20 protein-coding genes are annotated in these 23,399 nt (G+C 60.6%); 13 read left to right on the top strand and 7 right to left on the bottom strand.

The features are described from left to right. Positions 1-11 precede the first annotated feature (11 nt). The 6 genes from fdnG to KI614_RS14835 all read right to left on the bottom strand — a co-directional run bounded on the left by fdnG (position 12) and on the right by KI614_RS14835 (position 8,101). On the bottom strand, positions 12-3,077 hold the full coding sequence (fdnG, locus tag KI614_RS14860) for a formate dehydrogenase-N subunit alpha (protein WP_226406626.1): 3,066 nt from the start codon (positions 3,075-3,077) through the stop codon (positions 12-14). A gap of 174 nt (positions 3,078-3,251) precedes the next feature. After that, complete coding sequence (locus tag KI614_RS14855; protein WP_226406624.1) at positions 3,252-3,605, bottom strand: DsrE/DsrF/TusD sulfur relay family protein; 354 nt, start codon at positions 3,603-3,605, stop codon at positions 3,252-3,254. 42 nt (positions 3,606-3,647) lie between these two features. Continuing rightward, on the bottom strand, positions 3,648-5,204 hold the full coding sequence (locus KI614_RS14850) for a PhnE/PtxC family ABC transporter permease (RefSeq protein ID WP_226406622.1): 1,557 nt from the start codon (positions 5,202-5,204) through the stop codon (positions 3,648-3,650). After that, the gene (locus KI614_RS14845; RefSeq protein ID WP_226406620.1) at positions 5,195-6,019 is read right to left on the bottom strand and encodes a phosphonate ABC transporter ATP-binding protein; all 825 of its coding nucleotides are present in this window, start codon (positions 6,017-6,019) and stop codon (positions 5,195-5,197) included. The genes KI614_RS14850 and KI614_RS14845 overlap by 10 nt, the downstream gene beginning before the upstream one ends. Beyond that, the gene (locus tag KI614_RS14840; protein WP_226406618.1) at positions 6,016-6,885 is read right to left on the bottom strand and encodes a putative selenate ABC transporter substrate-binding protein; all 870 of its coding nucleotides are present in this window, start codon (positions 6,883-6,885) and stop codon (positions 6,016-6,018) included. The genes KI614_RS14845 and KI614_RS14840 overlap by 4 nt, the downstream gene beginning before the upstream one ends. A gap of 238 nt (positions 6,886-7,123) precedes the next feature. Then, a complete protein-coding gene (locus KI614_RS14835; RefSeq protein WP_226406615.1) occupies positions 7,124-8,101 on the bottom strand; it encodes a helix-turn-helix domain-containing protein in 978 nt (325 codons plus the stop codon). 646 nt (positions 8,102-8,747) lie between these two features. On the opposite strand from KI614_RS14835, the gene KI614_RS14830 reads away from it, so the two are divergent. The 11 genes from KI614_RS14830 (at position 8,748) to KI614_RS14780 (ending at position 20,762) form a co-directional block, all read left to right on the top strand. Then, positions 8,748-9,893 (top strand): amine dehydrogenase large subunit, encoded by a 1,146-nt coding sequence (locus KI614_RS14830; protein ID WP_226406612.1) that lies wholly within the window; start codon positions 8,748-8,750, stop codon positions 9,891-9,893. Next, positions 9,893-10,444: a MauE/DoxX family redox-associated membrane protein gene (locus KI614_RS14825; protein ID WP_226406610.1), complete on the top strand. Its 552-nt coding sequence runs from the start codon at positions 9,893-9,895 to the stop codon at positions 10,442-10,444. The genes KI614_RS14830 and KI614_RS14825 overlap by 1 nt, the downstream gene beginning before the upstream one ends. 13 nt (positions 10,445-10,457) lie before the next feature. Then, a complete protein-coding gene (gene mauD, locus KI614_RS14820) occupies positions 10,458-11,048 on the top strand; it encodes a methylamine dehydrogenase accessory protein MauD (RefSeq protein ID WP_226406608.1) in 591 nt (196 codons plus the stop codon). Positions 11,049-11,075: 27 nt separating this feature from the next. Further along, positions 11,076-11,603: a methylamine dehydrogenase light chain gene (locus KI614_RS14815; protein ID WP_226406606.1), complete on the top strand. Its 528-nt coding sequence runs from the start codon at positions 11,076-11,078 to the stop codon at positions 11,601-11,603. Positions 11,604-11,608: 5 nt separating this feature from the next. Further along, positions 11,609-12,067: a c-type cytochrome gene (locus KI614_RS14810; protein WP_226406604.1), complete on the top strand. Its 459-nt coding sequence runs from the start codon at positions 11,609-11,611 to the stop codon at positions 12,065-12,067. 3 nt (positions 12,068-12,070) lie between these two features. After that, positions 12,071-12,502 (top strand): c-type cytochrome, encoded by a 432-nt coding sequence (locus KI614_RS14805; RefSeq protein ID WP_226406602.1) that lies wholly within the window; start codon positions 12,071-12,073, stop codon positions 12,500-12,502. Positions 12,503-12,556: 54 nt separating this feature from the next. Then, positions 12,557-13,927, top strand: coding sequence for a DUF1329 domain-containing protein (locus KI614_RS14800; RefSeq protein ID WP_226406600.1), 1,371 nt, complete (start codon positions 12,557-12,559; stop codon positions 13,925-13,927). 32 nt (positions 13,928-13,959) lie between these two features. Next, positions 13,960-15,738, top strand: a complete 1,779-nt coding sequence (locus tag KI614_RS14795) for a DUF1302 domain-containing protein (RefSeq protein WP_226406598.1) — start codon at positions 13,960-13,962, stop codon at positions 15,736-15,738. Between the two features lie 98 nt (positions 15,739-15,836). After that, positions 15,837-18,209, top strand: a complete 2,373-nt coding sequence (locus tag KI614_RS14790) for an efflux RND transporter permease subunit (protein WP_226406596.1) — start codon at positions 15,837-15,839, stop codon at positions 18,207-18,209. Between the two features lie 20 nt (positions 18,210-18,229). Then, a complete protein-coding gene (locus KI614_RS14785) occupies positions 18,230-19,189 on the top strand; it encodes a WD40/YVTN/BNR-like repeat-containing protein (protein ID WP_226409372.1) in 960 nt (319 codons plus the stop codon). Between the two features lie 67 nt (positions 19,190-19,256). After that, complete coding sequence (locus tag KI614_RS14780; RefSeq protein WP_226406594.1) at positions 19,257-20,762, top strand: aldehyde dehydrogenase family protein; 1,506 nt, start codon at positions 19,257-19,259, stop codon at positions 20,760-20,762. A gap of 139 nt (positions 20,763-20,901) precedes the next feature. Here KI614_RS14780 and KI614_RS14775 read toward each other — a convergent pair whose 3' ends face one another. Further along, positions 20,902-21,345, bottom strand: a complete 444-nt coding sequence (locus KI614_RS14775; RefSeq protein ID WP_226406592.1) for a winged helix-turn-helix transcriptional regulator — start codon at positions 21,343-21,345, stop codon at positions 20,902-20,904. Positions 21,346-21,448: 103 nt separating this feature from the next. Between KI614_RS14775 and KI614_RS14770 the strand changes: the two genes are divergently transcribed. Beyond that, on the top strand, positions 21,449-22,330 hold the full coding sequence (locus tag KI614_RS14770) for an alpha/beta fold hydrolase (RefSeq protein WP_226406590.1): 882 nt from the start codon (positions 21,449-21,451) through the stop codon (positions 22,328-22,330). A 15-nt stretch (positions 22,331-22,345) separates the two neighbouring features. After that, a complete protein-coding gene (locus KI614_RS14765) occupies positions 22,346-23,362 on the top strand; it encodes an NADP-dependent oxidoreductase (RefSeq protein WP_226406588.1) in 1,017 nt (338 codons plus the stop codon). The last annotated feature ends 37 nt before the right edge of the window (positions 23,363-23,399 follow it).

Raw genomic sequence — 23,399 nt, 5'->3', positions numbered from 1 at the left:
TCAGCTCTCCTTTAAGCTTTCTCGATGTTGACCAGGAACGCCTTGTACTCTGGCGTGTGCGTATTGGCATCGCCCACGGCCGGGGTCAGGGTGTTGGTCAGGAAACCCGGTTTGGTCCGGCCGGTGAAGCCGGAATTGAGCGGGATACCGATGGTGTGCACCTTCTGGCCATCGACGTCGAGTGCCTTGATGCGCTTGGTGACGACCGCCACGGCCTTGATGTAGCCCCGGTTGGAGCGCACCTTGACCTTGTCGCCGGCCTTGATGCCCTTTTCCTTGGCCAGTTCCTCACCGATTTCCACGAAATGCTCCGGCTGCAGGATCGCGTTGATCTTGCTGTGCTGCGTCCAGAAGTGGAAATGCTCGGTCAGGCGGTAGGTGGTTGCGACGTACGGGAAGTCCTTGGCCGTGCCGAATACTTCCAGATCGCCCTTGAAGATGCGCGAGACCGGATTGCTCTTGGCCTTGGCATTTTTCGGGTGCATCGGGTTGTTTTCGAGCGGCGACTCGAAGGGCTCGTAGTGTTCCGGCAGCGGACCATCGACCACCAGGTCGCGGGCAAACAGACGGGAAACACCTTCCGGGTTCATGATGAAAGGCATCACACCCTGATCCGGTGCTGCATCCGGACGCATGTCGGGCACGTCATTGCCACCCCACTTGTCACCCAGCCATTTGATCACGGTACGTGACGCATCCCACGGCTTGCCCGACGGGTCGCACGAGGCGCGGTTGTAGATGATGCGGCGATTGACCGGCCAGGCGAAGCCCCAGTTCATCGTCTGGCCGAGGCCGGACGGGTCGCTGCTGTCGCGGCGGGCGGTCAGGTTACCGGCTTGTGACCAGGAGCCGCTGTAAATCCAGTTGCCGCAAGCCGTACTGCCGTCGTCGCGCAGGAAGGCAAAGCTGGCCAGCTGGTCGCCACCCTTGACCTGGAGCTTGGTGGCATCCTTGGGGTCGTAGAGGTCGCTCAGGGCCTTGCCTGAGATTTCCATCAACAACTCTTCAGGCGAAGGCTCGTGGGTGATCCGGTACGGCCAGGACAGCTTGAGGATGGGGTCGGGGAAGGCGCCGCCATCCTTGGCGTACATGGCTTTCAGCGTCAGGTAGAGGTGGGCCATGATGTCGGCGTCACTCTTCGATTCGCCCGGTCCTTCCACGGCTTTCCAGTGCCAGCGCACGACACGGCCGGAGTTGGTGCAGGTGCCGGCTTCTTCGGCAAAGAAGGCGACCGGCAGGCGGAACACTTCAGTCTGGATGGTTGACGGGTCGGTCGGGTTGACCTCGCCGTGGTTCTTCCAGAATTCGGAGGTTTCCGTCACCAGCGGATCCATGATCACCAGGTACTTCAGCTTGGCCAGTGCGTCGCCGACCTTCTTCTTGTTGGCAACCGAGGCCAGCGGATTGAAGCCCTGGCAGACAAAGCCAGTCATCTTGCCCTGGTACATCCGGTCGAACATGGCGAGCACGTCGTAGGAGACATCCTTCTTCGGCAGCCAGTCGTAGCAGAAGTCGTTTTCCGGCGTCGCTTCCTTGCCGTACCAGGACTTCATCAGGCTGGTCCACCATTTCGGGTAGTTCTGCATGAAGTTCATCTGGTTCGGCCGCATCGCTTTCGGCGTGCGTTTTTCCAGATAACTCTTGCGGTCAAGATCCGAATCCAGCGGTGCACCGAGGTAGCCCGGCAGTGCGTCGGAATAGAGGCACTGATCGGTGATGCCCTGAACGTTGGAGTGTCCGCGCAGCGCATTGATGCCGCCACCGGCCATGCCCATGTTGCCGAGCAACTGCTGGATGATCGCCATGCTGCGGATGTTCTGGGTGCCGACCGAGTGCTCGGTCCAGCCCAGCGCATACAGGTTGGTCATCGTCTTGTTGGGGGCGGCGGTCTCGGCGATGTATTCGCAGACCTTGAGGAAGGCTTCCTTGGGTGTCCCCGTGATCTTGGCCACGACATCCGGCGTGTACCGGGCGTAGTGCTTCTTCATGATCTGGAAGACGCAGTTCGGGTCTTGCAGGGTCTCATCGACCTTGGCGTAACCGTCCTTGTCGAACTGGTATTTCCAGGAATCCTTGTCGTAGGTGCGTTTCTCGGCGTTGTAGCCCGAGAACAGGCCGTCTTCCAGCCCGAAACGTTCATCGATCAGGAACGAGGCATTGGTGTAGTGCTTGACGTATTCGTGATGAATCTTGTCGTTCGACAACAGGTACTGGATGACGCCGCTCAGGAAGGCGATGTCGGAACCCGGACGAATCGGTGCGTAATAATCAGCGACGGATGCTGTACGGTTGAAGCGCGGGTCGACCACGACCAGCTTGGCCTTACGCTGCTTTTTTGCTTCGATCACCCACTTGAAGCCGCACGGGTGCGCTTCGGCAGGATTGCCGCCCATCACGAAAACAAGGTCGGTGTTCTTGATGTCAACCCAATGGTTGGTCATCGCGCCACGCCCAAAACTCGGAGCCAGACTGGCCACCGTGGGAGCGTGTCAAATACGGGCCTGGGTGTCGAAAGCGACGGAACCGAGACTGCGCAGAACCTTGTGAGTGATGTAACCGGATTCGTTGCTGGCCGATGAGCTGGCCAGGAAGCCGAAGGTGTTCCAGCGATTGACTGTGACCCCGGCCGCATTCTTGGGAATGAAGTTGGCATCGCGGTCAGCCTTCATCCGCTTGGCAATACGCTCAAAAGCCTCGTGCCAGGAAATGCGCTTCCATTCGTTGCTGCCCGGTTCGCGTACTTCCGGGAATTTCAGGCGGGTCGGGCTGTTGACCATGTCCATCAGGCCGGCGCCCTTGGGGCACAAGCTGCCACGGTTGACCGGATCGTCCGGATCGCCTTCGATATGAATGATCTTGCCCGGCGCATTCTTGGATTTGTCGCCGGTCGAGTAAATGAGTACGCCGCAGGACACCGAGCAGTACGGACAGTTGTTCCGTGTTTCGGTGGCGCGGGCGAGTTTATAGGTACGTACTTCCGCGAGGGCTGCTGTCGGTGAGAATCCCATCAGTGCGATGGACGACCCTCCCAGCCCGGCGGAGCAGACCCTGAAGAACTGCCGCCTGTTCATGTTCATTGAGTTTCCTCCTCATGCGACCCCATGTCGCAAGGGAAGATCTTTGCAATGAATGTGCCATTTGCCGTAAGTGCTTGAACTATCGGTAATCGCCCGCCTGTTGGTGGTGTGTGATGTGGGACATTTTGTCTGCCGGGCGGCGTGCCAGGACAAAATGTCCCACATCGCTTTTTGCTAGAAGGTAATGACCTTGTCCGCCTGCAGCGTCGCTTCGGCCAGTTCAACCAGCGTGCCGATAGCCGTGCCGGGAATCAGCGGCAACTCACCGAGGCCGCGGGCCAGCGCACAAGTCCGGCACAAACGGATATCGACACTCTGCGCAACCAAGCCTTCAACCATGCCCTGCAAACCGTTGCCGGTGCCGTCGATCTGGTTGGGCAAGCCGAGCACCGTGGCGTCGGACATCAGGAAAACGCGGATCGCCGGCTTGGCATCGTTGCCCGCCAATGCCGTGGCCAGGCGCAGCGCGGACAGGCAACGCTCGCTGCCGTAGGGGGCGGCGTTGATGATGATCAGGATGTTTTGCATGGCTTGCTTTCGTCTATCAGAAAAGCATGATAATAGCCTTGCTCAGCGCATTTTTTGCCGCAACCACGTACTGGCCTGATCGACGGCAATCGACAGTAAAAGCATGGCGATGATCACGGTCGACGCCTGGGCGTGGTGAAAAAGCGAAAGCTCGAAGTAGAGGAGTTGCCCAAGCCCGCCGGCGCCGACGAAGCCGAGGATGGCGGCCATGCGGATGTTCATTTCCCAGCGGTACAGCGTGTAGGCGATCAGTTGGGGCGCAGCGCCGGGCAGGGTGCCGTACAAAAAAGCGAGAAGGCCGGGCGTTCCGGCCAGGCGCAGCGCTGCTCCCGGTGCGGGTGGCGCGTTATCGAGTGCTTCGGCGTAGAGCCGGCCGAGCACGCCGGCGGTGTGCAGGGCCAGGGCCAGCGCGCCGGCAAAAGGACCGAGGCCGACGGCCAGTGCGGTGATCGTTGCCCAGACCAGTTCCGGCACCGAGCGCAGCGTGTTGAGCAGGAAACTGCATGGCGTGCGCCATTTGGGCAGGGCCAGGATCAGGCCGGCGATAGCGGCGAGCAGGGTGCCAACGACTGAAATGGCCAGCGTTTCCCAGATGCCTTTCGCTACTTTGCTCAACCAGTCGGTGGATAAGTCAGGCGGGAAGAAGCCGGCGATGAATTCGCCGATGCTGTGGGCGGCTTCCGCGGTCAACAGCGCTTTCAGGCCGATTTCCAGATAATTGAAACTGGCGACGATGCCAATGCCCAAGGCCACGCCAAGCAGGCTGCTGCGCCAGCCGAAGGGAGAGGCGCGATGGGCCGGCGGCGTGTCGAGCGCCCGGCGTAGCCAACCGGACAGGCCATCGGCCGAAAAAACGAGGAGCATGAAGGCGAGCAGGATGCTCGCTGCTTCGCCGCCGTTGAGCATTTTCATCGCCTGGTCCATCAGCTGGCCGAGGCCTCCGGCTCCGACGAAGCCCATGACGACCGAGGCTCGGATGGCGCATTCCCAGCGATAAACGGTGTACGAAGCGAGTTCCTTCGAGGCCTGTGGAATCAGGCCGTACAGAATGGCCAAGGGGCGGCTGGCACCGCTGCGCCGCAGGGCCAGGGCCGGGGCGGCATCGACTGATTCGAGAATCTCGGCGTAAACCTTGGCCAGCATACCGCCGTAGGTCAGGCCGAGGGCCAGCACGCCGGCCGCCGGACCAAGGCCGAAGACGCGCACGAAAACCAGCGCCCAGACCAGTTCCGGAATGCCGCGCAGGATGGTCAGCAGGCTGCGCGTGAGCGGGTTGAGCGTTGCGCGCTCGCGTCCGGCTGCGGTGGCCAGATAGCCCATCGGCACGGCGATCAGAAAGGCCAGCGCCATGCCGGCGGTGGCGATCGCCAAGGTTTCGAGTGTTGCCTTGGCCAGATAGCCGATGAATTCGGCACCGCTTTCCGGCGGCAGGAAGCCGGCCAGAAAATGGCCGATGACCTTGAGGTTGCCGGCATCGAACAGCAGGCCGGGTTTGACCTCGGCGGCCCGGAACAGCGGCCAGAGGATAGCCAGGGTAGCCAGCCCGCCGATCAGGCGCGGGCGTGCGGCCGGGTCACGGTCGGCGGGATTCAGCAGCATGCGGCGCGGGTGGCTGCATCGTTGGCTGCCTGCAACAGGAAATTCGGTTCGTGTGCCTGCACCGGGAGTTCTCCGCCTTCACTGGCGTACAACTCGTGGAGCAGCGGAATGCTGACTTCATCGGCCGGCAAGTCAAAGGCGATGCGTCCGGCCCGGACGCCGACAATCCGCGAAAAATTGCCGAGTGCCAGATCGACGGCGTGCAAGCTGGCGACCAAGGTGGCATTGCGCGCTTCGGCTTCGGCGATCAGCAGGCGGATGGTGGCCAGCGCCAGTGTCGGGTCGAGCGCTGAAACCGGCTCGTCGGCAAGGATCAGTTCAGGCTGCTGATAGAGCACGCGGGCGATGCCGACGCGCTGCAACTGCCCGCCGGAAAGTTGGTCGCAACGGGCGAACAGCTTGTCGGCCAGATCGACCTGGCCCAAGGCGGCGCGGGCACCGGGAATATCCTGCGGGTAGAGCAGCGAGGCGAGCGACTTCCAGGCCGGCCACTGCCCCAGCTTGCCGGCCAGAACCGCCGTGATGACCCGTTGCCGGCCGGGAATCGGTGGTGCTTGATGGACGGTGCCAAGGCGCGAGCGCAGGGCTTTGATTCCTGCGGTCGACGCTGACTCAAGGCCGAAATCGAGAACCTTTGCCGTCCCCGCTGTTGGCGCCAGCGCCGTGCCGAGCACCGAGAGCAGCGAAGTTTTGCCGGCGCCGGAAGGGCCGATCAGGGCGATATGCTCGCCCTGGCCGGCATTCAGCGTGATGCCGGAGAGTGCCGTAAAGCCATTGGCGTGGGTCAGCCCCACGCCGTTCAGGCAAAAACTCACTTCAGCAAGCCAGCGGCGTGCGCCGCCTTCTCGATGCCGTCGTAGTTCTCCTTCTTGGTCGGGATGAACTTGGCGGCACGTTGCAGGGCGAGGATTTCCTTGTGTTCCGGGTTGGCCGGGTCGAGCTTGAGGAAGGCGTCGGTCAGTTTCTTGACGACGACTGGGTCGAGGTCGCCGCGTACCGTCCAGTTGTAGTCGAAATAGGGCGGCGTGGTGGCGAAGACGCGGACCTTGTCGGTGTCGACCTTCTTGGCCTCGACCAGCTTGTCCCACACCGAGGCGTTGAGCACGCCGGCTTCGGCCTTGCCGGCGGCAACGAAGGCGACGGTGGCGTCATGCGCGCCGGAGAAGGCGACGTTCTTGAAATCCTTTTCCGGATTGAGGCCGGCCTGCTGGATGAAGAAGCGCGGCATCAAGCTGCCCGAGGTCGACGATGGCGCGCCGAAGGCGAAGGTCTTGCCCTTGAGGTCGGCCAAGCCCTTGATCGCCGGATCGGCGGTGATGAATTTGGAGGTGAACTTGGCATCTTCCTCGCGCTGGGCGATGGGAATGGCCGTGCCGTTGGTGCGGATCTTGGCCTGCACGAACGTGAAGCCGCCGAGCCAGGCGAGGTCGATCTTTTTGGTGGCCAGCGATTCGACCACCGCGGCGTAATCGGAAACCGGCGTAAACACGACCTTCATGCCGGTTTGCGCTTCAAGGTATTTGCCGAGCGGGGCGAATTTGCGTTGCAGTTCGGTCGGTGCTTCGTCGGGAATGGCCGAAACGCGCAGGACGGCATCGTTGGCAAACGCCGGCAGGGCGGCAATGGCGGCGCAAGTAAACGCGCCCTTGAGCGCCAGGCGGCGCAGGGTGGAAAACGTCATTGATAACTCCGATTTTTACAGCAACCACCACCGAGCGGATGTCACGGCAGCTTACAAAGCGCCGAAGCGCCACCTTTCAAATGCGGTACTCAGACCGCGTGCGGCATTTTAACCGCGAAGGTGCATTGCAAAATCAATGCCAGTACTTTGATGCCTGATTAGGGGTGGTTTTTTGTCTGCTTGCCGGCTTGCGGCTGCGACATTTTGTCCGGCAGGGCCAGAATGTCCGGCCGGCGCTTCAGTTGCGCCAGTGGCGAGCCGTATCCGACGGCAGTTCGCCGAACAGGGCACGATACTCGGCGGCGAAGCGCGGTAAATGCCAGAAGCCCCATTTGCCGGCGATGTCACGAATCTGGGTGTGCGACGGCATGGGCTGGCGCAGTTCGCGGCGCACGCCGTTGAGGCGCAGCGAACGCAGGTAGTGCACCGGGTTGGTGTCTAGCACTTCCTGAAAGCAGTAGTTGAGCATGCGCCGGCTGATGTTCAGCTTCTGGCACAGGTCGGCGACGGTGATCGGTTCTGATGTGTTTGACAGCGCGTAATCGGTCGCTTCCTTGACAACGTGGCAGCGTCCCTTGAACGAGCGGGTTGGCAAGGGGGCGTGGCTGGAGGCGTGCAGGACTTCGGCCAGGTGTCCGATCACGGCGGAGCTCATGGCACGCTGTACCTGCGGGTAGCGGAGCAGGGCGGGTTCAAAACTGGCCGGATCGAAAATCGACAGCAGGCAACTGCGCAATTCGTTGATCAATTGGGGTTCGGCCACCATGACGGTCGGTGCTTTGGGGAACACGTGGCGCAACTGGTCCTGCGCCTCGGGATGCATGGCGTCCAGCAGGGTCGTTTCTGGAATGGCCAGTGCCACGACATCGAAATGTTCCGGTGAGGTCAGCGAAAATTCCTGGTCGCTGTGGAATGTGAGCATTGAATCGTGGGTCAGGACCTGGCGGGCAAACAGGCCGGTACCTTTCATGCTGACCGGGATGCCGACGACGAAACAGCCATTCCACGAGCTGCCGCTTTGCGAGACCGAACGATTGGTCGTTTCGCGAAATATCTGCAGCCCCTTGAAACGCAGGTCGACAACCTTGCCTTCGAAGTTGCCGGGCGATAACTGATCGTAGACCTGGTCCCAGTCTTTCAGCGCTTCGGCGTGCTCATCCGAGTCGCGTGTAATGCGATTTTGAAACGAGTATTGGGTGGCGGCGCTGTGGGGCATACAAAGACACTTTCAGTCATCGGGCTGTTCAGTACGATCAACTGGCAGATCGAACACTATGCCCTTAAGGATAGTAGAGAAATTTCGTTTAGTGGAATCAATCTTGAATAGTGACAATCTGATTTTTCCGATTCCGGATATTCAGGATTTGCTGTTGATCGATTTGGCGCCTGGTTTACAGGCCGGATTGGTGCGTTGAGAAATGCAAGTGCACCAGATTTGGCAGTTGAAAATCACCTTTCATTTTAAATTTATATTTAAAAATCATTAGGTTAGTGGTGTTCGTGTTTGATGGTTGGCGGTTCTGCCGCGGATTGCCCAGTATTTTCAGCACAAGCTGTGCCAATTGCCCTGGCAGCGATTGACTCAGTGTTTTAGTCGGTTATTTGCCAGGTACCTGGATGGCCTGATCCGAGTGTCGCTTCAGGTCATTTTTTGGTCGGCCCGGCTTTGTCTCAGGTCAAGAATTTGATCTTTGAAGTGACGACTTTTCCGATTCCGGATACTGCATAGCCAGTTTCCGGGATTTCGGTTCCGATTTCGGATACCGCCTTCCTTCTCCCCGAGACAACAATTTGAGCCATCCGCCAGAGCATCAATTTGCTCCGGTTCCGGTCCAGATTCGATAACAAAAAGGAGGTCGCTGGTGATACCCAAGAGAGCAGTTCTACTTTCCCTGCTGGCAGCGCTGGGGGCTGCGCTACCCGCGCATGCCGAGTTGCCGGTCGATGAGATCACGGTCGGCAAACTGGCGCCGGCCCATCCCTACCGCCTGTACTACACCGATGTCGCATTACCGCATCTGGCCGATGGCAAGCTGACGGTGATCGACGGGCGCACCCTGAAGGTCGAGGGCATGGTGTCTACCGGCATGTTTGCCCAGACCACCTTGTCGCCGGACCGCAGTGAGCTCTATGCGGTGACGACGTACTACAGCAAGTTGAATCGTGGCGAACGGATCGAGGAAATCCTCGTGTATGACGCCAAGACCCTGGCGCTCAAGGAAGAAATTCCTTACTCCGCGCGTCATGCCCAGGCATTGCCTTATCGCGGCACCTTGCGGACCTCGGCCGATGGGCGCTTCATCATCGTCCAGAACGCCACGCCGGCGACTTCGGTCAGTATCGTCAATCGCCAGACCGGCAAGCAGGTCAGCGAAATCCAGACGCCGGGCTGCTACATCGTCTATCCGGCGCAGACCGCCAACCGTTTCTCGACCTTGTGCGGCGACGGCACGATGCTGACCATTTCGCTGGATAACGACGGCAATCCGGTCGGTAAGAAGAAGAGCGTCAAGTTCTTCGATCCGGATGAGGATGCGCTGTTCGTTTCGGCTGCGCAGGAAGGCGACAACTACCATTTTGTCTCCTACAAGGGCAATGCGGTGACCGTCAATGTCGGTGGCGAAGCCGCGGTTCCGGGGACATTCTGGAAACTGGGCAACGACGCCGATGTGAAAAAAGGCTGGCGTCCCGGCGGTTACCAGCCGGTCGCCCTGCACCAGGCCAGCGGCACGCTGTATGTCGGCATGCACCCCAAGGGCTTTGAAGGCAGCCACAAGGAAGGGGCGCGTGAAATCTGGGTCTACGACCTGGCCTCCAAGACGCGTGTCAGCCGTACCAAAACCACCCCGGCAACCGGGCTGGCGGTCAGTCAGGGCGATGCGCCGCGCGTCTTTGCCTTCGATAGCGCCAAAGCCGGTGTTGCCGCTTTCGACGGCGGTCGCAAGTTGAAGCCGGTCGGTGCTGCCGTTGGTTTTGGCGACACCCCGACGCAACTGGAAGTGCAGTGATGGAAACCATTCTCTCCCTGTTTTCCGATCCGGTGGTGACACGGGCGCTCGGGGCGACCTTGTCGGTGGTCCTGCTGGTCGGCGCCTGGCACAAGTTGAAAGACCCGCTGGTGTTTTCGGCAGCAGTCGACAACTACCGTCTGGTGCCCGAACGCCTCTCGCCGTTGGTGGCCGGTGTGCTGCCCATCGTCGAGCTAGCCGCCGGCGGCTTGCTACTCTTCCCGGAAATGGCCTTCATCGGTGGTCTGCTCGCCTTGCTGTTGCTGGCAACGGTGACCTCGGCAGTGGCCATCAATGTCCTGCGCGGCCATACCAAGATCGACTGCGGTTGCGGCGGCTTGTCCGGCCAGCCGCTGTCCTGGGCACTGGTCGTGCGCAACGGCCTGCTGATGGGCATGGTCGCCCTGGCCATGCAGGAAGGCGTTGCCCGCACGCTGGTCTGGGCCGATTACCTGACGGTCGGTGGTGCCGTACTCGCTCTGGTCGGTATTTATGTCTCGGCCAATCAACTGATGACCAACGCCCCGCTGGCGCTGGCTGTTCGCAAATAGAAAAGGAAATGCCATGAACGAAGCAATGCTTGTTTCCAATGTTTTTCTCTGGGCCGTGGTCCTTGGTCTGGTTGTCGTCGTGCTCGCCCTGGCTCGCCAGATCGGCATTCTCTACGAGCGTGTCGCGCCGATGGGGGCGCTGATGATGGATCAGGGGCCGAAAGTCGGCGAAGTCGCTCCGGCCTTCACGCTGGATTCGATTGGTGGCGGCAAGCTGAGCGTCGGAGGCCATACCGGCCGCAGCCAGTTGCTCTTCTTCCTCTCGCCAACCTGCCCGGTGTGCAAGAAATTGTTGCCGGTTCTCAAGTCGATCCAGAACGTCGAAAAGGGCTGGCTCGATGTGGCGCTGGCCAGTGACGGCGACCTGCCGGAACACGCCGAGTTCTACCGCAAGGCCGACCTGAAGAGCTTCCCCTATGCCTTGTCGACCGACCTGGGCATGACCTACCGCATTTCCAAGCTGCCCTACGCCGTACTGATCGGCGAAGACGGTCGCATTCGCGGCAAGGGCCTGGTCAATTCCCGCGAGCAGCTGGAAAGCCTCTTTACCGCCAAGGAAGCCGGGGTGGCTTCGATCCAGGAATTCATCGATCAGCGCGCCTGATCGATACCGAACACAAGGAGAACAAACGTGAAATGGCTAGATGATTTCTTCGAGCGCAAGACCCGCCGTGTCGCCCAGTCGGCTTCCCGCCGCAGCGCGCTGGTCAAGGTCGGCAAGCTCTTCGTCGGTACCGCATTCATTCTGCCGGTGCTGCCTTTCGACCGCATGATGCCGACGGCGCATGCCGGCGAAAACAAAAAGGCGGTTGAGGACGACACCAGCTGCGACTACTGGCGCTACTGCGCCCTGGACGGCTTCCTTTGTACCTGCTGCGGCGGGACGATTTCGAGCTGCCCGCCGGGCACCGAGATTTCCAAGGTGACCTGGGTCGGTACCTGCCGCAATCCGGGTGATGGCAAGGATTACCTGATCAGTTACAACGATTGCTGCGGTGTCACGATGTGCGGCCGTTGCGCCTGCAACCGCAATGAGCGTGAGCGTCCGGGTTATCGCCTCGGGGTCCATAACGACATCAATTGGTGCATGGCCAACGGCAGCAATGCCTACCATTGCACGGTCGCCGCCATCGTTGGCGTCGGCGAGCAACGAGGCTGATCCCGATGCGCCAACTGCTCTCCGCCGCCCTCCTGGTTCTTGCTGCGGCTCCCCTGTCGGCTCAGGACAAGGCAGGGGCCGGGCTCTACGCTACGCACTGCGTCGCCTGCCATCAGGTGGAAGCAGTTGGTGCCCCCGGGGTCGCTCCGCCGCTGGCCGGCAATATCGGTCGCCATGCGAGCACCGCCGAGGGCCGGGCCTATCTGGCCCGCGTTCCACTGACCGGCATGGTCGGGGCGATCAATGTCGGCGGTGTGCGCTACACCGGCAACATGCCGTCTTTCGCCAAGTTGTCGGATGGTGAAATTGCCAGCGTCCTGACTCATGTCCTCGGTAGTTACGAGGCGGTCGGCGATCTCGGCTGGTTGACGCCGGAGTTTGTCGCCGCTGTTCGCCAGGCCGGTGGGACACCGAACGAAACTCACAAACTGCGCAGCCGTTTGCCGGCTGCGAGCGGAGGTTGAGGCATGCGAAAAACCATCTTGTTGCTGGCGCTGGGTCTGTTTGTCGGCCCGTTGTCGGCGAATGACGCAGGTTCGCCGCGCATGAATTTCATGTTGCATTGCTCTGGCTGCCACGGCCAGGACGCCACCGGCAGCCCGGGGGCGGGAGTGCCGAGCATGCGTGGGGCGCTCGGCCATTTTCTCAAGGTGGAAGGTGGTCGGCAGTTTCTGATCCAGGTACCGGGGACGGCCCAGTCGGCACTCAACGACGGCCAGACGGCCGAGTTGATGAACTGGATTCTCAAGACCTTCAGCAAGAACGAAATGCCGGCTGCTACGCCGCCTTATACCCAGCGGGAAGTGGCGCAGTTGCGGGCGAATCCATTGGCTGATGTCGCGGCCGAGCGGGAGGCAATCATCAAACGTTTGCAGGCGCAGGGCATTGCCATCGACTGAGTTCGGTCGGCGGCTTCGGGGTGATTCATGTATTTCGAGAGAAGGGAATCAAAAATGAACAAGACCAACAGAGTAAAACCGCTGTTCACGCTGCTTGTCGGCGTGTTCGGCATCGCGGTGACGGCCTGTGCTGCGGTCAACGAGCAGGAAGCGGCACAATTGGGCAAGGAACTGACGCCGGTCGGGGCTGAACGGGCCGGCAACAAGGATGGCACGATCCCGAAATGGGAGGGCGGCTTGCCCAAGGGCAAGCACAAGCTGGGCGATGCGCGGGTCGATCCGTTTGCGGCGGAAAAGCCGCTGTATTCGATTGATGCGAGTAACGTCGATAAATACAAGGACAAGCTCTCGGCCGGCCAGATCGAACTAATCAAGACACGCAAGGGCTACCGGATGGATATCTATCCGACGCATCGCAGCTGCGGCTACCCGGAGTCGGTCTACGGTCAAACCCGGATCAACGCGACCACGGCCAAGCTGACTGGCGACGGCAAGGACAATCTGGCACAGGCCGTCGGCGGCGGCTTTCCGTTCGCTATTCCGAAAAATGGCGCCGAGGCGGTATGGAATCATCGTCTGCGCTGGCAGGGCGAAGGTCGCTTCGAGTATTACCAGACCAACTTCATTAATCCGGATGGCAGCTTTTACGGCCTGGCCCAGGATCAGGTCGTGATGACGCCGTTTGCGTCGGCCAAGGCCAAGTCGATCGAGGATGTCGGCGGTTTCCAGATGAAGCTGCTCAATCTGGCGACGGCGCCGGCCTCGCGGACTGGCGAGATCATTCTGGCGCATTACTTCCTCAGCAAGTCGAATGATGCCTGGATGTATTTTCCGGGACAGCGTCGTGTCCGTCGCCTGCCGGCTTTTGAGTACGACAACCCGATCCCCGGTTACGAAAACCTCGAAACGGCCGATCAATACCCGATGTTCGCCGGGGCGCTCGACCGCTACGACTGGAAACTGGTCGGCAAGCAGGAAATGTATGTGCCGTACAACAGCTTCAAATTTGTCGCCAAACGCAAGTTGTCCGAGGTCTTTGAAGGCATGTATCCGAAGCGTGACCTGATGCGCTACGAACTGCACCGCGTCTGGAAGGTGGAAGCAACGGTCAAGCAGGGCATGCGCCACATGTTTGCCAAACGCACCTTCTATATCGACGAAGACACCTGGATGCTGCTCGCCGCCGACCAGTACGACGCTCAGGGCAAGCTCTGGCGCGTGATGGAAGGTTCGCTCTATCCGGCGGTTGAACTCGGTGCCTGTGTCAGCCAGGAATTCATGTCCTGGGATCTGACGGTGAATCGCTACATGGCCGAGAACGCGACCCAGGAAAGCAAGCCGACCGACTGGCTGGCCGGGCAGGAAGGTCGTATCGATGCCAAGCGTTTCGAATCCGACGAGTTGCGCCGGGCCGGTGACCGCTGATCGCGGTCAACCATAAAAAAGAGGGGAATTCCATGCACAGCACAGCAATCCTGCGCCGTACCCCGGTCGCCCTGGCGCTTGCCGCCATCGGCCTGGGGCTGGCCAATCCGGCCTTCGCGTTCAAGTTCGATCTCGACAACGGGATGAGCGGCACCTTCGATTCGACCATTTCGGTCGGCGTTCAGCGACGCATGCAGTCGCCGGACAAAACCATTATCGGTCGTGACTCCGGGGGGAGCGCGCCGACTTCCGGCGAACTTGGGCAACGGGTGAACGGCAATGCCGCCAGCTCGAACGGCGATTTCAATTACACCAACATCGATGACGGCAACCTGAACTACAAGAAAGGCGACATCGTTTCGGCCGTCCTCAAGGGCACGCATGAACTTTCGCTCGGCGAGCGGGGCAACTGGGCGGCGCTCGGCCGGATGACCTGGTCGTCCGATTTCGCGGCGATCCATACCGACCGCACGCCGCTTGACGACGATGCCAAGAAAGCCCTGCGGCAGAGCGTTTCGCTGCTCGATCTGTGGGTCTCGAAAGACTTTAACTGGGCCGGCAACTCGGCCAAGTTGAAGGTCGGCAATCAGGTGATCAACTGGGGCGAGGATATTTTCATCTTTGGCGGGATCAACTCGATCCATGCTTTCGATATCCGCAAGGCCCACATCCCCGGAACCCAGGTCAAGGAAATCCTCATTCCGGCCCCGATGATCTCGCTCAACACCGCCGTCTTGCCGGGGGTGTCGATGGAAGGCTATTACCAGTTTGCCTGGAACAGCTTCAAACTCGACCCGGCCGGCAGCTACTGGTCGACCGCCGACTTCCTCGGCAAGGGCGGCCGGCGCGGTGCCTTCATTCCCTCCAGTCTCGGCGTCGGCGGTACCGGCGACTACGATCCGACACGTGGCCGGACGCTGGATTCGATCAATCAGGCCGGTGGCGGCGCCGGGGTGATCCCGACCGAACGCCAGAAGCCGAGTGGCGGCCAGTATGGCGTCAATATGCGCTACAAGCCGTCCGGGAGCGATACCGAGTACGCGGCCTACTACATCCGCTACCACGACAAGCTGCCCTTCGTCGGCTTCAAGGTCAATGGGGCGGCCAACGTGCTCGGCATGACGGCCGTTGAGCAGTACGGTCAGGATCTCGACCTGTACGGCTTGTCGATGAATACCAAGGTGGGTGATTGGGCTTTCGGGGCGGAATTGTCGTACCGGCCGAAAGACAGTGTGGCGATTGACCCGACGGTGCCGACGCAGACCGGTTCGAAGGCCAAGCAGCAATACAACCTGGCGGCGCTGTCGAACAACTACACCTCGAATGCCATGGCCAACGGCTATGTCGGCGAGAAGAAGTTCCAGGCTCATATGACCGCTTTCACCTGGTTGCCGAACCAGATTACGCGGGCACTCGGTGCGGCGGATGGCGCTTTCCTGTTTGAAGTGGCGGCGACGCATTACCCGGAGCTTGATCTGTCCGGCGCCGTGCCTTACCTGCTCAACAACTACGCCATGCCGGACAAGACCTCCTGGGGTTACGTGGCTGAAGTCAGTCTGACTTACGCCAATGTCTTCAACTCGGGCTGGACGGCGACGCCGATTGTCGACTTCTACCACGACGTCAAAGGCACCAGCCCGAACACCGTGCCCTTTGTCGAAGGACGCAAGGCACTGGCGATGGGCCTGACCTTCGATTACCACAACAAGTGGAAGGTCGGTTTCGGCTACAGCAACTTCTTCGGCGGCGGCAATCTCAACGTGCTGCGCGATCGTGATGTGGCCACGGCGACGGTTTCTTACGCGTTCTGATCCGTTTTAAGGGCAGCCCTTCCTGTCCCTGACAAGGGGCTGCCCGACCACTGCCTGAACCGGACGGTCCGGCAGTGGCTCATTAGAGGTTAAATCCGATGTCGAGCATCGTAGGTTTCGTAAAATGCCTGGAAGATTTTTTCTTCCGCTACCGGGCGACCACCCTGCTGCTTCTGCTGGCCTTGACCGTCGGCATGGGCATCCTGGCCTCGCGCCTGCACATGTCGGCCGGCTTCGACAAGCAGTTGCCGCAAGGCCATGAATACACCGATACGTTTTTCAAATATCGCACCCAGCTCTTCGGTTCCAACCGGGTGATGGTCGTTGTCCGGGCGCGCGACGGCAATATCTGGACGCCGGCTTCGCTTAAAAAACTGCATGAAGTGACCGAGGCGGTGCTCTATCTGCCGGGCGTCGATCGCCGTTCGGTGCAATCGTTGTGGACACCGAATACGCGTGTCTATGAACTGACCGAGGAAGGCTTCCAGGCCGAGGATGTGATCGGTGGCACGGTAACGCCCGAGGCGCTCGATGCCGACAAGATCAGCGTCATTCGCGACCGTGCGGCGCGTGGTGGCTACACCGGCAATCTGGTGGCCAACGATGGCAGCGCGGCGATGATCGTCGCCGACCTGCTTGAAGAAGACCCGGCTACGCACGAACAACTCGACTACCTGGCGCTGGCCGCCAAGCTCGAAGCCGATATTCGCGGCAAGCTGGAAACGCCGGAACATGAAATCGAGATCGTCGGCTTCGCCAAGCAGATTGGCGATATCGCCGATGGCGCCAAGGGCGTGGCCGGCTTTTTTGCCCTCGCCACGCTGTTGACCGCGCTGGCCGTCTATTGGTACTGCCGTTCGGTCTTGCTTACCCTGCTGCCGATTTTCTGTTCGATGGTTTCGGTGGTCTGGCAGTTCGGTACGCTGACCCTGCTCGGTTTCGGCCTCGATCCGCTGGCCATCCTGGTGCCTTTCCTGGTCTTCGCGATTGGCGTTTCGCACGGTGTTCAGCAGATCAACGCCATTTCCAAGGCGGTGGCCGAAGGGGCGGATTCGATCACGGCAGCGCGTGAAAGCTTCTCCAGTCTGTTCATTCCCGGCACGCTGGCGCTGGTCACGGCTTTTGTCGGCTTCATCACGCTGGTCATGATCCCGATTCCGATGATCCGCGAACTGGGTATCGCCGCGTCGATCGGCGTCGGCTACAAGATCATCACCAACCTGATCATGTTGCCGGTCGTTGCTTCGTACTTCCGCTTCTCGCAGAAATACGCGCTGCATCTGGAATCGATCCAGAACAAGCGCGGCGAATTGATCCAGCGTCTCGGCTTCATCGCCGACATCAACCATGCCCGCCTGGTGCTGGCGGCGGCCGTCGTGCTGCTCGGCCTGGCCGTCTGGCAGAGCCATGGTCGCCACATCGGTGCGCTGCAGCCGGGGGCGCCGGAACTGCGCCCCGATTCGCGCTACAACCAGGACGTCGAAAATATCGTCAAGCGCTTCGATCTGGGCATGGATGTGCTGACGGTCGTTTTTGAAACGCCGAACGATTCCTGCAACAACTTCGAGGTCCTCAACTACATCGACCAGTTCAGCCAGTACATGGGGCAGGTGCCGGGCGTGCTGTCGGTCCAGTCGCTCTCCGGGCTGGCCAAGTTTGCCAATGCCGGGCTCAACGAAGGCAATCCGAAAATGGCGGCCTTGCCGCGTGATACCAAGGCGCTGCAGGTGGCCATCGGTTATCTGCCGGAAGCCGGCGGCCTGTTCAACCGGGCGTGCACGATGATGGCAGCCAATATCTACCTGGCCGACCACAAGGCAACGACCATCGAACCGGCGATCCACGCAATCAAGGATTTTCGCCTGAAATACAACCCGGAAGCGCTCGGTGTCACGCTGCGTCTGGCCTCGGGCAATGTCGGTGTGCTGGCGGCGACCAACGAGGAAGTCGAAGCACGCGAATTGCCGATGATGCTTTATGTCTACGCCGCGATCATCGTGCTGGTCCTGCTTGCCTACCGCGACTGGCGGGCGATGCTGGCCTGCTGCCTGCCGCTCACAGTGGCCACTTTCCTCGGCTACTGGTTCATGAAGAGTCTGGATATCGGCCTGACCGTCGCGACCTTGCCGGTGATGGTGCTGGCGACCGGGATCGGCGTTGATTACGCCTTTTACATCTACAACCGCCTGCTGATTCACCTGGCGCGTGGCGAAAGCATGAAGGTTTCGCTTGAGGGCGCACTGCGCGAAGTCGGCGTGGCCACCATCTTCACCGCCATCACGCTGTCGGTCGGCGTCGCCACCTGGGGTTTTTCGGAGCTCAAGTTCCAGGCCGACATGGGCATCCTGCTGACCTTCATGTTCATGGTCAACATGCTGATGGCGATCACCGTGCTGCCGGCTTTCGCCGTCAAGCTGGATTCCCTCTTCCCACGTCGCGGCCCGGTCAAGGCACCGGCCATCGGCCACTGAACGGAGTAAAGAAAGTGAAGATGCAATTCAAGGCTTTGGCGCTTTCCCTTGCCGCCGTTGTTGCTGTCCCGCTGATTGCGGCGACCGCGACGACGCCGGCCTCGGTGGGCAATTATTTCAGCCAGGCTCCGCAGTTGGTCAATGCGGAAAAGGCGCCGATCTACGCGGCAACCCGCGCTGGGCAGCGCATTGTCGCGGTCGGCGATTACGGCCTGATCAATCTATCGGATGACGGCAAGGTATTCCGTCAGGCCAGCGTACCGACGCGCAGCCCGCTGACCTCGGTGTTCTTCATCGACGAAAAGCGAGGCTGGGCCGTCGGCCACGACGGCACGGTGATCGGCAGCAGCGACGGTGGCGAAAACTGGCAGGTGCTGCGCGACAGTCGTGGTCAGGATCAGGTGCTGATGTCGGTCTGGTTTGAAAATGCCGAACACGGGCTGGCCGTCGGCCAGTTCGGGCTGGCGCTGGAAACTCGCGATGGCGGCAAGAACTGGTCCGAGCGCACGCTGTTGGAAGGCGAGGCCGGCGAGCGCCATCTGCTGCAACTGGTGCCCGGTGCCAAGGGCCTGCTTTTCGTCGCCGCCGAGGCCGGCACCATTCTCCGTTCGGAAGATGCCGGTGCCCATTGGACAGCGGTGCAGACCGACAACAAGGGTTCGTTCTGGACCGGTGCGGCACTGGCCGACGGCAGTCTGCTGATGGCTGGCATGCGCGGCCATGTCTATCGCAGCGCCGATCGGGGCTTGCATTGGCATGAGGTGCCGAGTGGCACGCAGCAATCGCTGACCGGCATCGTTCAGCGCGGTGATGGAAGCGTACGTCTGGTTGGTCTGGGTGGCGCTTCCTTGTCGAGCAAGGATGGCGGACAACATTTCGAACTGGCCACCCGGCCGGATCGGGCCGGAATGACGGCAATTGCGCGGTCGACCGCGGGAGAGGTCGTATTTACAGCGAGCGGCCAGTTGTTGAAGGAATAGCAGGACGGATTGGGCCGCGCATCTAGCGGTCGGCAAAGGTAGCAAAACCTATAAAAGGAGACAGTCAATGAGCAATGCAGATATCCCCCAACTGACCCAACGAACCACCGATTTTCTGGCACGCGGCAAGCATGCCATGCTGATCGGCGGCCAATGGGTCGCGTCCAGTTCCGGCCAGACGCTGGAAGTGACCAATCCGGCGGATGAAAGCCTGCTCGGCAGCGTGCCGGCGGCAACCGAAGGCGATGTCGATAGCGCGGTACGTGCTGCGCGTCAGGCCTTCGAGTCGCCGGCCTGGGCCAAAATGCGGCCCGATCAGCGGCAGCGTTTGCTGCTCCGTCTGGCCGATCTGGTCGAAGAGCACGCCCGGACGCTGGCTGAAATCGAATCGCTCGACAATGGCAAATCGGTAGTCATTGCCGAGCACGTCGATGTCGCGCTGGTGGCCAGCTATTTCCGCTACATGGCCGGCTGGGCGACCAAGATCGAGGGCAGCACGCTCGATGTGTCGATTCCCTTTGCGCCGCAAAACGAGTTTGTCGGCTATACGCGCAAGGAGCCGGTCGGCGTTGTTGGTGCCATCGTTGCGTGGAACTTCCCGCTGCTGCTGGCGGCGTGGAAACTTGGCCCGGCGCTTGCCACCGGTTGTACCGTGGTACTCAAGCCGGCCGAACAAACACCGCTCTCGGCGCTTTACCTCGGTCAACTCATTCAGGAGGCCGGTTTTCCCGATGGCGTGGTCAATGTCGTGACTGGCGACGGTCCTTCGGCCGGTGCGCCGCTGACCCGCCACCCCGGCGTCAACAAGCTGACTTTCACCGGCTCGACCGAAATCGGCAAGCTGATCGGCAAGGCAGCGATGGACAACATGACGCGCATCACGCTCGAACTCGGCGGCAAATCGCCGGTCATCGTGCTCGAAGACTGCGATCCGGCAGTGGCAGCAGCCGGCGCTTCGCAGGCGATCTATTTCAACCAGGGCCAGGTTTGCTGTGCCGGTTCGCGCCTGTATGTGCACAAGAAGAACTTCGACCGCGTCGTCGCTGATCTGGCCGATCACGCCAAGGCGCTGAAAATTGGCCACGGGATGGACCCGGCGACCCAACTCGGCCCGCTGGTCTCACGTGAGCAGATGGATCGTGTTTGTTCCTACATCGATATCGGGCGTCAGCAAGGCGCAGAAGTCGTTGCCGGGGGCGCTCGCGCCGGCAGCCTCGGTTACTTTGTCCAGCCGACCGTGCTGGCCAAGGTCGACCAGAAAGCCCGCGTCGTCCAGGAAGAAATTTTCGGACCGGTCGTCGTCGCCATGCCTTACGACGATCTCGACGAGGTGGCTGCGCTGGCCAACGACACGCCCTTCGGTCTCGGTGCCAGTATCTGGTCGAACGACCTGTCGCGCGTGCATCGCCTGATTCCCAAGATCAAGTCGGGCACTGTCTGGGTCAACTGCCACAACATGCTTGATCCGGCGCTACCCTTCGGCGGCTACAAGCAGTCCGGCTTCGGCAAGGAGATGGGGCGTGCTGCGCTCGACGCCTATCTGGAGCAGAAGTCGGTGTTGATGATGGTTTGAGTTTCTGTGCTTGATTGATGTACCCAGCCCGACGGGATGACCGTCGGGCTTTTTTATGTGTGGGCCGAATTCGGGTGGCTCGTTGATGCCGGGAAAAAGCTATCCCGAGCGCAGCTATTCCTCGATAGCGGTCGGCCAATCAGCTTTCATCTGGCGTGACCATGCGCATGGGACGAGTCCCGATCTTCGCACCGGTCACTTCATCGACCGCCACGGCTTTAATTTCGGTTCCCGTTTCAGCATCCAGGAAACGGACCAGCTTGCCGCTACCCCGGTATTGGCGTCCCCAACTGCCAATCATGAAGAGTACCGGCAGGAAATCGCGACCGGCAGCCGTCAGCAGATATTCCTCGCGCGGTGGATGTTCCGAGTAACGCCGTTTCTCCAGCAGCCCTTCCTCCGTCAGTGTCGCCAGCCGGCGGGTCAGCATCGTTGGGGCGATGCCCAAGCTTTTCCGGAACTGGTCAAAGCGTGTCAGCCCGCCATTGGCATCGCGCAGGATCAGGATGCTCCATGCGTCACCCAGGAAAGCGAGGCTGCGCGCGATCGGACAGGGGTCATTGCAAGTATTTTTATTGTTCATACTATTTAAGTAGTGACTAACTATCAAATTGGTAGTATTGTTCGTTTCAAATTGATAGTAACACTTTGGTGGCAGGCAATCCACCTTGTACGGAGATTTTGTTATGGGCAAGAACGATATCGGGACCACCTTGGTGGCGCCTCAGATGAGCAATATGAAGTGGAAAGATGTCCCGACCCGCACGATTGATGTCAACGGCGTGCCTTTCGCCTATCGCGAACTTGGCCCCGATTCTGGTGTGCCGCTGATCTTCCTGCACCATCTGATGGCGGTGCTCGATGACTGGGATCCGCGGGTGATCGACGGCATTGCCGTCCAGCGTCGGGTGATCGCCTTTGACAACCGCGGGGTCGGTGCTTCAGGAGGATTGGTGCCGTCGACCATCGAGAAAATGGGGCGGGATGCCATCGCCTTCATCCGGGGCCTGGGATACAAGCAGGTCGACCTGCTCGGTTTTTCCCTGGGCGGTGGTGTCGCACAAATGATTACCTTGCAGGCTCCCGACCTGGTACGTCGGATGATCCTGGCCGGAACCGGGCCTCGGGGCGGCGGCGGGATCGACGAGATCAACCGAGTTGCAGTCATCGCTTATCTCAAGGCGGCGCTGACGCTGAGCGATCCGAGGAACTTCCTGTTTTTCCCCCGCACCCCGGAGGGCAAGCGTGCCGCCAAAGACTATTTCGCCCGGCTGAAGGAGCGTAACGAGAACCGCGACAAGCCGATTTCCCTGCAGGCCCGACGGGCGCAGTTACAGGCGATTAGAACGGCAGGGCTGAGTGCGCCCGATGATCTCTCGGTCATCAAGCAACCCGTTTTCGTCGCCAATGGCGACCGTGACCTGATGGTGGCCAGCAGTCTTTCGGCCGACATGGCGCGCCGTTTGCCAAATGCCCAGCTGACGATCTATCCGGATGCCGGACACGGTGGCGTCTTTCAGCACCATCGGGCCTTTGTCCCTGCGGTTCTGGGCTTCCTCGCCGACTGATCTGATTGGATGAAAATGAAAGCCCAAACAATGAAAGCACTCACCTTCAAACGCTATGGCAAGTCGCCCGAAATCGGTATTGCCGATGTTCCCCTTCCCACGCTGAAGGCCGATGAGCTGCTGGTACAAGTCCACGCTGCGAGTGTGAACCCCATCGACAACATGATCACGACGGGAATGTTCAAGCCGGTCCTGCATTTTCAACTGCCGGCCACGCTGGGCAGCGATCTGGCCGGTGTTGTAACCAAGGTCGGCAGCAACGTGACCCGCTTCAAGCCGGGTGATGCCATCTTCGCCAATATCTTCGATCTGGGTACCGGCGCTATCGCCGAGTTCGCGGTGGTGCCTGAGCATCTTGCCGCGCTTAAACCAGCCAATCTCGATTTCGTGCAGGCGGCATCGATCCCGATGGTTGGACTCACCTCGTGGCAAGCGCTGCGGGAGCGTGCCACGCTTCGGGCCGGGCAGAAGGTGTTCATCCCGGCGGGTTCCGGCGGTATTGGCACATTTGCCATCCAGTTGGCCAAGCATCTCGGTGCCAAGGTGGGAACGACGACCAGTACGGGAAACGTCGAACTGGTGCTCAGCCTCGGTGCTGATGAGGTGGTCGACTACAAGAGGCAGGCATTCGAGAAGGTACTGCGCGGCTACGATGCAGTACTCGGTACGGTCAGGGGGGATGCGATCGAGAAATCGCTCGGCATCGTCAAGCCGGGGGGCGCCATCGTTTCCCTGGTTGGTCCGCTGGATGCCGCATTTGCTCGTGCTCGACAGCTCAACTTCGTCCTGAGATTCGTGTTCGGTTTGATGAGCCGCAAGATCATGCGGCTGGCCAAAAAGCGGGACATTTCCTACTCATTTCTGTTCACGCGCCCCGATGGCACCCAACTCGGCGAAATCGGCAAACTTCTCGAAGCCGACCGTATCCGGCCGGTGATCGACCAGGTGTTTCCGTTTGAGCAAGCACAGGATGCTCTGGCCTATCTTGCCCAGGGGCATGCCAAGGGCAAGGTTGTCATCCAACTGTGTTGAAGATGAAGTTTCTGCGTAGCAAACCGGCCGAGACAGG

Origin of the sequence: Dechloromonas denitrificans (assembly GCF_020510665.1) — a bacterium.
In the GTDB taxonomy this organism is placed as follows: Bacteria; Pseudomonadota; Gammaproteobacteria; order Burkholderiales; family Rhodocyclaceae; genus Azonexus; species Azonexus denitrificans_B.
This window is presented reverse-complemented; position numbering and strand designations above follow the sequence as displayed.